Genomic DNA, 12,522 nt, shown 5'->3' with positions numbered 1-12,522 from the left:
TTTATGAAGTATTTTTTGTAAATATAACGCACTATGATGATCGATTGGAAGATTGATTGGAACAAGGTTGATACTGTTTTGTTGGATATGGATGGCACGCTGCTGGATTTGAATTTTGACAATCATTTCTGGAAGGAGTTTGTGCCGCTTAAGTTTGCCGAAAAACAGGGCTTGTCGATAGAAGCCGCAAAGCGGCAGTTGGAGCCGCGCTTTAAAAGCATGGAAGGCAAACTGGAATGGTATTGTCTGGATTACTGGAGTGAGGTTTTAGCGTTGGACATTGCCGGATTGAAAGCGGAGATTTCCGGGTTGATTGCCATATTGCCGCATGTCACGGAGTTTCTAGAAAAAGCGCATCAATCGCCCAAAAAAGTGTATTTGGTCACCAATGCGCATCGGGGCAGTCTGGGACTTAAAATGGGAAAAACCTGCTTACAGCCGTTTTTCGACGGCATTATCAGCTCCCATGATCTTGGCTATCCGAAGGAACACGCCGATTTTTGGCGCTTGTTGCAACAGCGTGTCTCGTTTGAAAAACAAGCTACGCTGTTGATCGATGATAGTCTGGCGGTACTTAATTCCGCCAAGCAGTTCGGTATAGCGCATTTAATTTCGGTGAGCAGGCCCGACACCCAGCAGCCTAAAAAAGAAATAACCGCTTATCCTGCTATTGAGGATTTTCGGGAGTTGATGGCTGGACTTTAATTGAATACACCAAAAGCATCGTCCACGAAAGACACGAAAAGCACGAAAAACCCCCACAATATGATTACTTTCTAAGTAATCGATCAAAAGTCGTTTAACATTTTTTACTTACCACGAAGTTTTATGTTTTTCTTCGTGATCTTCGTATCTTCGTGATGAATAAGAGGACAAATGGTTTTTCGTGTCTTTCGTGCTTTTCGTGGATCAACTGATTTTTCTAGGTTGATTAGGACGTTTTCCTTGATATTCGTTTTTGATTCTTTCAGGTCTTTTTTCCGGCTTTACAATTTCAGCCAACAGGTCGGCTGTAATGGGTAACACCGGAATTTTCTGGCCAATATATTCTTCGATATCCGGCATTGAATAGGCGTATTGTTCACAGATAAAACTGATCGCGACACCGCTGGCACCAAAACGCGCGGTGCGACCGATTCTGTGTACATAATCTTCCACATCCTGCGGTAAATCGTAATTAAAGACATGAGAAACATCGGCAATATGCAGGCCTCTGGCCGCAACATCGGTCGCAATCAACAGGGTGATTTTGTTTTCCTGAAAATCGCTTAACAAGCGCTGGCGTTTGTCTTGCGGTACATCACCACTGAGCGCGGCAGTTTTGTAGCCGTTAGCATTGAGGGTGTCATCGAGTCGTTCGGCACAGCGCTTGGTGTTAACGAAAATAATGCTGCGCTGCGGCTTATGCTGATTCAATATGCCGACCAATAAAGGGATTTTTTGCTCATTCGAAGGACAAAATGCGCTTTGTTGTATGGCTTTAGAGGTGACTTCTTCGGTTTCGATGCGTATCAAAACCGGATTGTTCATGTGTTCATAAGCCAGCTCGGTCACTTTGTAGGATAACGTCGCCGAGAACAGCATATTTAAGCGCTGATCCGGCGGCGGCATACGTCGCAATAAAAAACGGATGTCTTTAATAAAACCCAAATCAAACATACGGTCGGCTTCATCCATCACCGTGACTTGCACATTATCCAGGGTGAAGGCATTTTGCCGGTAAAAGTCGATGATGCGACCAGGTGTGCCGATGATAATATCGATATTAGACTTTAGACTGTCCAGTTGTTTTTGGTAGTCCGTGCCGCCGTAAATGAGCGCCAATTTAAGATTAAGATGCTTGCCCAGTTGTACCGCATCCTTGTGGATCTGAATGGCTAACTCGCGAGTTGGCGCGAGAATAATCGCTCTGGGATATTTGATTTGTTTGCTTTTGGCAGCGACTTTGGGCGCTGGTTTTTCTGTATCAATATCATCGTCGGCTTGCGCCTCTGTTTCTGCATCGTCCTCGGCATCATTGATTAAATGTTGAAAAGTTGCCAGCAAAAAAGCGGCGGTTTTACCGGTTCCGGTTTGAGCTTGCCCCGCAACATCCATACCTCGTAACGACAAGGGTAGGGCTCTTCTTTGGATCGGGGTGCAGTGATCAAAACCGGCGTCTTGTAAACTGCGCAGGATGGAATCAGACAATTCAAGATTGCTGAAGCGGGTTTGGGTTAAATGTGTATTATTCATAGCGTATAGCATAGCGTAAAAATCAAATGAGCTGAAATTGATTGACTCCCAGCTTCATCCCTCCTATAGTTTTGGTTTTAATTTCTAGGAGACATAATGTGAGTGATTCAGTCCTTCATGTAAGCGATAGTGAGTTTAACGAAACTGTTATTAAAGCTGCGGGTCCCGTCCTGGTTGACTACTGGGCTGAATGGTGTGGACCGTGCAAAATGATTGCACCGATTCTGGATGATATCGCCAAAGAATATGCGGGCAAGTTGACCGTGGTAAAATTGAATATAGATGAAAATCCGGAAACTCCTCAACACTACGGTGTACGCGGCATTCCCACGTTGATGCTGTTTAAAGACGGCGAAGTGGAAGCGACTAAAGTCGGTTCATTGTCAAAATCGCAACTTGCCGCCTTTATTGATAGCAATATTTAAACTTATCAGCTCCATGGACAGTATTTGCTCCTTGGAAATTGCTTCTGCGTCGCTTTAGGCGATATAGAATGATTGCCGGGAGCAATCGAATCGCTGCCTCATTACTCAGATTGGGCTCAGGCCCGTCACAAAAAATTGGACGGGGCTGAGTACTTGAGTTACACTTATGCAGTGTGCTAATCATGCGCACCCAATCATATCGTCCGATAAACTACACCCCTGAATTATAATCCTGTCCTAGTCGTTGCGGTTTAACACCGTAGTTACTTTTCCTTGAGTTGTCCTTTTATGAATCTAACTGAGTTAAAATTAAAACAAATAAGTGAAGTTATTGAAATCGCCGAGTCCCTTGGGCTTGAAAATGTAGCCAGATCGCGAAAGCAGGATTTGATTTTCGCTATCCTGAAAAAACAGGCAAAAGCCGGTGACGATATATCAGGCGATGGTGTGCTGGAAATTTTACAGGATGGTTTTGGTTTTTTACGTACGCCGGGCTGCTCCTATTTAGCGGGTCCAGACGATATTTATGTTTCACCCAGTCAAATCAGACGATTTTCTTTAAAGACCGGGGACACGATTAGCGGGAAGATCAGACCGCCCAAAGATAACGAACGTTATTTTGCGATGCTCAAAGTTGACCAGATCAATTTTGAACCTCCGGAAAATACCAAAAACAAAATCACCTTCTCAAATCTGACGCCCTTATTTGCCAAACAAAGATTCGTCCTTGAGCAGGGCAACGGTACCAGTGAAGATTTAACCGGGCGGATGATAGATTTAATAGCCCCCATCGGAAAAGGTCAACGCGGATTGATCGTATCGCCGCCTAAAGCCGGTAAAACCATGATCCTGCAAAGTCTGGCTCAGGCGATTGCAGAACAAAATCCTGAATGTTATCTGATTGTGTTGTTGATCGACGAACGTCCCGAAGAAGTCACCGAAATGGAGCGCTGCGTTCGCGGCGAAGTCATTTCCAGCACCTTTGATGAACCGGCAACCCGGCATGTACAGGTTGCAGAAATGGTCATCGAAAAGGCGCGTCGATTGGTCGAACATAAACACGATGTAGTCATTTTGTTAGACTCGATTACGCGTCTGGCCAGAGCTTATAATACTGTTGTGCCATCGTCAGGCAAAATATTGACCGGTGGTGTTGATGCCAATGCGCTGGAAAAACCGAAACGGTTCTTCGGTGCGGCACGAAATATTGAAGAGGGCGGCAGCCTGACCATTATTGCCACTGCGTTGGTTGATACCGGGTCGAGAATGGACGAGGTTATCTATGAGGAATTCAAGGGTACCGGCAACATGGAGTTGCATCTGGATCGCAAGATTGCCGAGAAAAGAATTTACCCAGCGATTAATATCAATCGTTCCGGTACGCGCCGCGAAGAGTATCTGATTGATCCTGATACCCTGCAAAAAACCTGGATTTTACGCAAAATTCTTCAGCCCATGGATGAAACTGCGGCTTCAGAATTTTTGATCGGCAAGCTTAAAGATTTTAAAACGAATGCAGAATTTTTTGATTCGATGAAGCGGTAGTGTTTGAGCATCATCTATAAAATCTCTTAAAATACAGCATCTTTGCTGTTAGATAAGACGGTAGCCGAGCTATGCTAACAATTGATCGGAGCCGTCGATGCGTAAAAAAGCGGTTTTAGCTTATGCCCGATTGCTGGCCGGGTTGTGGCTATGTATTTTTGCTTTTTCCGCGCAGGCGCTGGACGTATTGCTTGCTAATGCCTGGAATGAGCGTCTGGAGCCGTCGGCATACTGGGTCAGTGAAAAGCTGGATGGAGTGCGTGCAGTATGGGATGGCGCACAGCTGCGCACGCGCAACGGCCATTTAATTCATGCGCCGGCCTGGTATATCGCCGGTTTCCCCAAAGATGCGATGGACGGCGAACTCTGGATGGGCCGCAAACGCTTTGAAGAGGTTTCCGGAGCAGTGCGTCAACAGGCGCCAAATGATGTTTTATGGCGACAGATTCATTATCGTATTTTTGAGCTGCCCAACAGGCCGGGTGATTTTTCTGCGCGTATTGTTGAGATGCAGCGCATCAGCCAAGCAGCCAGTGTGCCGTGGCTGACGCCGGTTGAGCAGTTTCGTGTCGGTAATGCGGATGCGTTGCGACACAAGCTCGATGCGGTGGTAGCTGAAGGCGGGGAAGGCTTGATGCTGCATCGCGCCGATGCCGGTTACCAGACCGGTCGCTCAAACGCGCTACTCAAGCTCAAACCGTTTGACGATGCCGAAGCTCGCGTGGTGGCGCATAGACCGGGAACCGGGCGCAATGCCAAAAGATTAGGTGCGCTTCAGGTTGAAACGGCAACAGGGTTAAGCTTTCGCATCGGTAGCGGCTTTAGCGATAAGCAGCGTGAAAACCCTCCGCTAATCGGCACAGTGATTAGCTATCGCTACAACGGCCTGACCAATAAAGGATTACCACGTTTTCCTCGTTTTCTTCGTGTTCGTCCGTTGGAATAATCGGCTTTCAATATGACAGATAATATCTCTGCCAGAGATATTATCTGTTCTCGCTTTTTAAAATTATCAGCCTTTCGGCGGCACATAGCCTTCCGGCATATCATTGTTGTCTTCAAACAGAAACTTGGTGCGTTCTTCTGCCAAAAATTCCCTGGCTTTCGGGTCGAAACTGGCCAATTTCCCCTCATTAATCAGCATGGTTTGCTTGGCTAGCCATTCTTTCCAGGCTTGCTTGGAGATCTTTTCAAATATTTCCTGACCTTTGGGTCCCGGAAATGGCGGTGCATCCAAGCCTTCGGTTTCTATTCCCAATTTTACGCAATTAACCAGTCTAGTCATTTTATTCTCGTGTGTGATTGCAACAGCAGCTTAATCGGTGCGGCTAAGCCAAGCTTATTAAGCTGCCCAACTTTATACCAGACAGTTTGGTTGGCTTCCATCACAAAATTAATAGGGTTATCTGAGCATTGAACTAATAGCGGCGTATAGTCCAAATGATAATGGGAAAAGGTATGGCGCTGGGTTGCCAGTGACTGCTGATCGGCAATATGAATATTGTGGGTCAGGCACCAGTCGTGTGCAGCGGAAATGCTGTCGAATTCCGGTAGACTCCACAAGCCGCCCCAAATGCCGGTTGGCGGTCTTTTTTCCAGTAATATCTGGTTATCGGCATTGCTCAGCATTAAAAAGGTGAGTTGCTTAACAGCTTGGATCTTGGCAGGTTTCCTGGTTGGAAAAGCCGAAATATTATCGCTACGTCTGGCCAGGCAACCGGCATTAAGCGGACAGGCCTCACAAGCCGGTTTGCTGCGGGTACAGAGGGTTGCGCCCAAGTCCATGATGGCCTGCGTGTAATCCGCGACGCGGTTTACCGGGGTCAGCTTGGCGCTGATTGCCCAGAGTTCTTTGTTGACTGCGCTGTTGCCGGGCCAGCCGTAAACGGCTTTAAATCGGGTCAGCACTCTTTTAACATTGCCATCAAGTATCGGCTGGCTTTTATTAAAAGCGATGCTCAATATGGCTCCCGCCGTTGACTGGCCTATGCCGGGTAATTCGAGCAGTTCATCCAGGGTATCGGGGAAGCGATCCTGTTCGGCAATAAGCTGTGCCGTTTTGTGCAGGTTACGGGCGCGTGCATAGTAGCCCAAGCCGGACCAAAGATGCAGAACCTCATCAACGGGAGCGTTTGCCAAACTCGCTACATCGGGGAACCTTTCTATAAAAGTATTGAAGTAAGGGATAACGGTAGCAACCTGGGTTTGCTGCAACATGGTCTCGGAGAGCCAGACGCGGTAAGGTGTTAGCTCTTGTTGCCAGGGCAGGTCTTTACGGCCGTATCGATCAAACCAGGCGAGGATGTTGTGTTGAAAAGCGGATGGACTCATAAGGGTTAAAAGACGAAAGATGAAGGGCGAAGGGCGAAGAGTGAAGGACTGCGTAGTTTAAGGGCTGCTTTTTTCGCCCTGTGCCTTTCGCCTTTCACCTGCTCTCTCTCTTTAAAAAGTTTTTTAACAAATCACCGACACCAGGGCCTAATTTTTTGTCGATTTTATTGATCAGCTTATCAATTTTAGCTTTGTTTTTATCGGTCAATAATGAGGCTATATCTATCGAATAGGACGGCTTGCTGAGCGTTCCGGCAATATGGATGGTTGCCGCACCTTTAATTTGTTCCGGCTCAGCGGCAGTCGCATCAGTATTGAGTAACTTGGCATCGATTTTATAGTCCAGCGCTTCAGAGATTAGGTTTATGTTGCCCTTGCCATCGACCTGTAATTTGGAGGATTTGGCAACAAGGTCGTTGTTTTGGATTATGCCGTTAGCGATGGTCGCGGTACTGCTCATATCTGAAAATAATGTCTGGTCGTTTTTATGGTCCGTGGGCAAAGCAGAACCTTTAATAAGTGCCTTGCCGCTATCGATGATGTGTTGCAGGTTAAAACCTTTAATAACGGAATCTTTAACCAGGAAATTCAACCGACCATTGAGCGAGGATTTAAGTTCTTTAGTCTTATTGCCCCGTCCTTGCAGCTGAGTGGATGCGTTTACGATACCGCTCATTCGAGCTTCACCCAGGTAGTCTTTCAGCAAAGGTTCAAGTTGCACGTGATCAATTTTCTCGTTTACAGTCAGTGTCGGTTTGTCGCCATGTGTATCCACGGTGAGATGACCGGAATAGCCTCCCTGGTAAAACTGATTTACAGATTGTTGGGTGTTAATCGTGCCGTTTTTTGCCTTGAGTTTGAGCTGAATATCCTGCATAACCAAGTCGTTGACTTTAAGTTTGTCCATTGACACGGTGCCTTCGGCATTGAGTTTTCTCAAGGTTTCAACAGGCAGAGCGTTTGCGCCTATCGCTAAGGCGATGGCCGGAGTTGTAATCGGTTTGGAGGCTTTATCGGCAGGAGGCAAATAACGGTCGAGATCAAGGTTATCCGCATGTAAAGCAAATACGATAGCGGGTAATGCAAAGTCTTTAATGCTGACGGAACCTTTAATTTGGGTATCGTCCAGCGATAATAGCAGATTTTGCAGTTCCGCCGATTCAGCCGTTGCGGCCAAGTCAAAATTGATCGACAGCTTGCTTAGGGCATTGGCATCCTGTCTCGCAGGCAACGCGATGGCCCATTGCTGCATCACTTTGGCCGGACTGAACGCTGCAATGCTGACCGGACCTTGAAAAGCCGGTTTATCCTTAATGGCGGTGCCGGTCAATTCGGCTGACAGCGTCACCTCGCCCGATGTAAGCTGCAACCCGGAAATTTTGGCCGTTTGTTTTGCCAAATCCAGGGCTATATCGGCGACAGTTAATGCGGTGGTTAACGCTTTTCCGGGAACTGTTTCTCCTGTCGTCGTGACCTGCAGGTCGGTATGGCGTAACGCAAAAATATCGAGTTGTTGATTAACGCTTAATTCGGTATTAAGTTTGACGGCCTGGGTTATTTGGGATTGGCTGTCTACAGCGATCAGGGAAACGGCGACACCTGCCGGTTCATCAAAGGTAAATTTATCGGTATTCAGGTTAAGGTCTGTTATTTCGGTGCGCTGTTCGGTTTGCTGGTCGTTCCAGTTAATCCGCGCATTTTCTATAGTAATGCCGCCGATAGCAAAAGCTGCCAGCGCGGCACTGGGTGTTGGCTGTTCATCCTGTTTGCCGCCGTCCTCAGTCAGGGCGGGTTGTATCTTCCCGGGTCGGGTTAGATCATCCCAGTTGCTGATGCCTTGTTTGTTTTTGGCAAGGTTTAAAACCAGGCCTTTTAAGACTATGCGGCTGACTTCTATTTTCTTAGATAACAGCGGTAGCAACCGCACTTTTACATCGCTTTCTTCTAGGGTTGCAAAGGCTTGGTCTTGAAAACCCGATGCATTGCTCAGCGCCATTTTTCCGGTTGAAATACCGATCCAGGGGAACAGAGAAAGTTTTAACTCGCCATCTAGTACCAGGTCACGGCCGGTCTTATCCTTAACGGCGGCGGCAATTTCAGGCTTGAAGTCATTAGGATCGATAATAAAAGGCAGGATGCAGGCGGCGGCAATCAGCAGCAAAACCAATGCAGCCATTGTCGATAAGATAATTTTAAACGGTTTGCCCACAATAGTCTCCTTGCGCAAAAAATGTAATGACGATCAATTATGGAATATGATTATTTATAGCAGCTGTTGCCAGCTAAACGCTAATTGGGTAGAGTTTAAATCATTGTCTACCTATTATAATTAAAAACGAGGTGTAAAAATGTTGCATTTGGCTAGATTTGCTGCGATTGCAGTTCTTGTATGGTTTTATATGACCGCAAAGGAAAAAGGGGAGTCACCTATTAACTGGGCTGTCACCGGATTGATTGGTTATTGGATCACTTGGTGGGTGGTTAAGCTGGCAGTGGTTCCTATTTTAATGGGAATGGTTGCTAAAAATCCCACGGGCGCTTTTTTTGTATATCAGATACCCGCTTTATGCGCAATCGGTGCGGCTTTTTTTATCAGAAAAAAAATGTTGGCGAATGTCGCCGAAAAAATCAACTAGGGTGGGGTCAAAAACAGGCGCTTTACCATTCTTGGCACAGGGTATTTTTGTACGACTTAACATTAATGATGCGAAGTCGCTCGCAGTTTTATGGGTGTTGATGTCAGAGAGTGTCATTTGTTTTTACCAGGAAGAGCATGAAGGGCTTGAAAAATTTATTGTATTTACTTCCTTCATTATCTTCATGTCCTTCATGGTAATAAAAACAAGTTATAAATTGGATAAAGGACCAATGAGACATTGTTACGCATCAGTCCCCAGTTTTATCTTGTTCCATTCTTTGATTATGTTGAGAATAGCGGCACATTAGCGAGTACAGTTCAATAACAACATGAACCTAAAAAAACGTCTGGAAATTTTTGACCGACTGGCCGTAGCCATACCTGAACCGACTACGGAACTGCATTTCACCAGTCACTTTGAATTATTAATTGCGGTGGTTTTATCGGCTCAGGCGACCGATAAGGGCGTTAATAAAGCGACCGCTAAATTATTTCCCGTCGCCAATACGCCCGGCGACATTTTGGCGCTGGGCGAGACCGGCTTAAAAGAATACATCAAGACCATCGGCTTATTTAACAGCAAGGCGACTCATATCATCACGCTTTGTCGGCAATTGCTCGATAAGCATGCAGGCCAGGTGCCGGAAACGCGGGAAGAGTTGGAAGCGCTGGCGGGGGTTGGCAGAAAAACCGCCAATGTGATACTCAATACTGCTTTTGGGCGACATACGATTGCGGTGGATACGCATATCTTCAGGGTTGCCAACCGTACCGGTATTGCGCCCGGTAAAAATGTGCGGGAAGTGGAGCGCAAGCTGGATAAATGGGTGCCTAAACAGCATAAAAAAGATGCGCATCATTTATTGATTCTGCATGGTCGTTACACCTGTATTGCCAGAAAGCCGCGTTGCCAGAGCTGCGTTATTGAAGATTTGTGCGAATATGAGCACAAAACCGGACATCAAGATGACGACAGGACAAGGGGCAGCCAGTCGTTTTATTGAATAGAAGGATATTCATTCTTTATTCAGTCGATTTTGATATGATAAGTGGCATTCGATGCGTTTTACGTATCGATTCATCTCTCGGGTTAACAGCCGGGAACGAATTGAAGATCAATGTTTTTATCTCAACACTCTGGAGTCAAAATGAAAAAAATTAATAAAACCCCTTTAGCTGCTGCAATGGGTGTTGCTTTTTTATCAACTTTTGCTGCAACTGCGGTTAATGCCGAAGCGAATCCATTCGGTATGACTGAATTGTCGACCGGTTATATGCAAGTTGCTGCTGCCGATAAAGCGGCTGAAATGGCATGCGGCGCGGCAATGGGCGGCATGGACAAATCTAAGGCGGCCGAAGGCGCATGTGCAGGTAACAAAAAACCTGATGCGGCTAAAGCTTCCGAAGGAAAATGTGGCGAAAGCAAATGCGGCGCGATGATGCAAGGTGGCAAAATGAAACCCGGTATGGAAGCGGCCTGCGGCGCGATGATGAAAGGCAAAGAAGGCTCTTGCGGCGATAAAATGAAAATGCCGGCGGCTCCTGCTGTTCCAGCTACCCCAGCAACTCCCGCTACCCCAGCAAAATAAGAGTTAAGTTGGGCATTGTTTATGCCCGTATTAACTATTTTATACTGGAGGGCATGACATCATGCCTTCCAGTTCCTATTAAATCATTCACGGGTGTTCTTATGGACACAAGCCAGAATCTCGTTCACGGTGCCGGATTAGGTCTTAGGCGGTCTTTGTTAAGTCAGCTTGTAGAATCCCCTCCCGAAGAGGTCGGCTTTTACGAAGTCGCGCCGGAAAACTGGATCACTATCGGCGGAAAATACGGCAAACAATTTCGTGCGATGACCGAACGCTTTGATTTTATCTGCCACGGTTTATCGCTGTCGATAGGCAGCACCGATCCGCTGGATGAAAAATTCGTCCGTGAAGTCAAGCAGTTCATGGCCGAACATCAAATCAAATTCTACAGCGAACATCTAAGTTATTGCAGCAAGGACGGGCATTTATACGACCTGATGCCGATTCCGTTCACCTCGGAAGCGGTGACTCATGTTGCAGCAAGGATCAGGCGCGTTCAGGATATTCTGGAGCAAAAGATAGCCATCGAAAACGTGTCCTATTACGCAGCACCCGGTCAGGAAATGGCCGAGATCGATTTTTTCAATGCCGTTGTCGAAGAAGCGGATTGCGATGTGCTGATCGACATCAACAATATTTACGTTAACAGCGTTAACCACGGTTATGATGCCGAAGCTTTTTTAAAGGCCATGCCCGGACACCGTATCGCTTACGCCCATATCGCCGGACATTATGTGGAGGCTGAAGATTTTCTGGTCGATACCCACGGCGCCGACGTGGTCGACCCAGTCTGGAAATTGCTAGGCAAAGCTTACGAGCTTTACGGCGTGTTCCCGACGCTGCTGGAACGGGATTTTAATCTGCTGGCGATGGGTGAATTAATCAAGGAAGTGAACACCATCAGCGCCATACAAAGGGCCTGGTGCACACAACATGCACGACAATTCGCCTGAGACCGAGATGAGCGTCGACTTTAAAGCCAAACAGCTGGAGTTTGCAGCCTATATCCGGGATCCTGAAAACAATCCGCCGCCTGCCGATGTAAAGCCGCAGCGGATGGCGATGTATCGCGAACTGTTTTTTAACAATATAGACAGTTTTTTGTCAGCCAATTTTCCGGTGTTGCGGGCAATATTGAATGACCGACAATGGTTCGAGCTGGGGCAGGATTTTTTTGCCAAGCATATCAGTCGTTCGCCGCATTTTTCAGAAATTCCGGAAGAGTTTCTGGATTATCTGCAAAACGAGCGGGACAGTTCGGAGGATTTTCCGTTTATGCTGGAGCTCGCACATTACGAGTGGGTGGAAATGGCCTTATCCATCGCCAAGGAAATCGTCCCTACCAATCATCAGAGCCTGGATAACCTGCTAAACCAGCGCATCCGCTTGTCGCTTTTAGCCTGGCCGCTAGCGTATCAATATCCCGTGCAGAAAATATCGCCAGAATTTTTACCTGAAACAGCGCCGGAGCAAGCCACCTTCCTGATTGTTTATCGCAATCCCGATGATGAGGTTAATTTCATCGAAATCACCCCGATCACTTACCGGTTGCTGGAAATAATTCAGCAGCATGAACAGGTATTGGTTGCGGATTGCCTAAAGCAAGTTGCCGAGGAAATGAATCATCCCAATCCTGAAATGATTATGGCAGGCGGCTTGCAGATACTAAAAGAATTGGCTGAAAAGACGGTTATTACGGTTGTTGACTTGGGCAGGCCGGAATAAGCCTGTTCTCGCTGTCGCTCAAACAAGCTTTTCC

Annotated in this window: 13 protein-coding genes; 9 read left to right on the top strand and 4 right to left on the bottom strand. The window is 46.8% G+C overall.

The genetic code is table 11. The features are described from left to right. Positions 1 to 33 precede the first annotated feature (33 nt). Positions 34 to 705 carry a GMP/IMP nucleotidase gene (gene yrfG, locus RW114_RS01590; RefSeq protein WP_340120970.1) on the top strand — a complete coding sequence of 224 codons (672 nt, stop codon included), beginning with the start codon at positions 34 to 36 and terminating at the stop codon, positions 703 to 705. A gap of 204 nt (positions 706 to 909) precedes the next feature. Here yrfG and RW114_RS01585 read toward each other — a convergent pair whose 3' ends face one another. Continuing rightward, positions 910 to 2,235 carry a DEAD/DEAH box helicase gene (locus RW114_RS01585; RefSeq protein ID WP_340120969.1) on the bottom strand — a complete coding sequence of 442 codons (1,326 nt, stop codon included), beginning with the start codon at positions 2,233 to 2,235 and terminating at the stop codon, positions 910 to 912. Positions 2,236 to 2,333: 98 nt separating this feature from the next. On the opposite strand from RW114_RS01585, the gene trxA reads away from it, so the two are divergent. From trxA to RW114_RS01570, 3 genes are all read left to right on the top strand, one after another. Beyond that, a complete protein-coding gene (trxA, locus tag RW114_RS01580) occupies positions 2,334 to 2,660 on the top strand; it encodes a thioredoxin TrxA (protein WP_340120968.1) in 327 nt (108 codons plus the stop codon). A gap of 288 nt (positions 2,661 to 2,948) precedes the next feature. Next, on the top strand, positions 2,949 to 4,205 hold the full coding sequence (gene rho, locus RW114_RS01575; protein ID WP_340120967.1) for a transcription termination factor Rho: 1,257 nt from the start codon (positions 2,949 to 2,951) through the stop codon (positions 4,203 to 4,205). A gap of 97 nt (positions 4,206 to 4,302) precedes the next feature. Then, positions 4,303 to 5,151 (top strand): DNA ligase, encoded by an 849-nt coding sequence (locus tag RW114_RS01570; RefSeq protein WP_340120966.1) that lies wholly within the window; start codon positions 4,303 to 4,305, stop codon positions 5,149 to 5,151. A gap of 66 nt (positions 5,152 to 5,217) precedes the next feature. Here the strand turns inward: RW114_RS01570 and RW114_RS01565 are convergent, their stop codons facing one another. The 3 genes from RW114_RS01565 to RW114_RS01555 all read right to left on the bottom strand — a co-directional run bounded on the left by RW114_RS01565 (position 5,218) and on the right by RW114_RS01555 (position 8,745). Beyond that, complete coding sequence (locus RW114_RS01565; RefSeq protein ID WP_340120965.1) at positions 5,218 to 5,490, bottom strand: oxidative damage protection protein; 273 nt, start codon at positions 5,488 to 5,490, stop codon at positions 5,218 to 5,220. Further along, positions 5,487 to 6,536, bottom strand: a complete 1,050-nt coding sequence (gene mutY, locus RW114_RS01560) for an A/G-specific adenine glycosylase (RefSeq protein WP_340120964.1) — start codon at positions 6,534 to 6,536, stop codon at positions 5,487 to 5,489. The genes RW114_RS01565 and mutY overlap by 4 nt, the downstream gene beginning before the upstream one ends. Positions 6,537 to 6,630: 94 nt before the next feature. Then, a complete protein-coding gene (locus tag RW114_RS01555; protein WP_340120963.1) occupies positions 6,631 to 8,745 on the bottom strand; it encodes an AsmA family protein in 2,115 nt (704 codons plus the stop codon). 139 nt (positions 8,746 to 8,884) lie between these two features. Between RW114_RS01555 and RW114_RS01550 the strand changes: the two genes are divergently transcribed. The 5 genes from RW114_RS01550 (at position 8,885) to RW114_RS01530 (ending at position 12,488) form a co-directional block, all read left to right on the top strand. After that, the gene (locus tag RW114_RS01550) at positions 8,885 to 9,172 is read left to right on the top strand and encodes a DUF1129 domain-containing protein (RefSeq protein ID WP_340120962.1); all 288 of its coding nucleotides are present in this window, start codon (positions 8,885 to 8,887) and stop codon (positions 9,170 to 9,172) included. Positions 9,173 to 9,503: 331 nt separating this feature from the next. After that, positions 9,504 to 10,178, top strand: a complete 675-nt coding sequence (gene nth, locus RW114_RS01545; protein WP_340120961.1) for an endonuclease III — start codon at positions 9,504 to 9,506, stop codon at positions 10,176 to 10,178. Between the two features lie 144 nt (positions 10,179 to 10,322). Further along, positions 10,323 to 10,763: an HvfA family oxazolone/thioamide-modified RiPP metallophore gene (locus tag RW114_RS01540; RefSeq protein WP_340120960.1), complete on the top strand. Its 441-nt coding sequence runs from the start codon at positions 10,323 to 10,325 to the stop codon at positions 10,761 to 10,763. A 101-nt stretch (positions 10,764 to 10,864) separates the two neighbouring features. After that, a complete protein-coding gene (locus tag RW114_RS01535) occupies positions 10,865 to 11,716 on the top strand; it encodes an HvfB family MNIO-type RiPP peptide maturase (protein ID WP_340120959.1) in 852 nt (283 codons plus the stop codon). Continuing rightward, entirely contained in the window at positions 11,697 to 12,488 is a 792-nt protein-coding gene (locus RW114_RS01530; protein ID WP_340120958.1) for an HvfC family RiPP maturation protein, read from the top strand. Before RW114_RS01535 ends, RW114_RS01530 begins: the two co-directional genes overlap by 20 nt. The last annotated feature ends 34 nt before the right edge of the window (positions 12,489 to 12,522 follow it).

The sequence above is a fragment of the Methylobacter svalbardensis genome (assembly GCF_037671525.1).
GTDB lineage: Bacteria > Pseudomonadota > Gammaproteobacteria > Methylococcales > Methylomonadaceae > Methylobacter_A > Methylobacter_A svalbardensis.
Note: the sequence above shows the minus strand (reverse complement) of the source record. Positions and strands in the feature narration are given on the sequence as shown.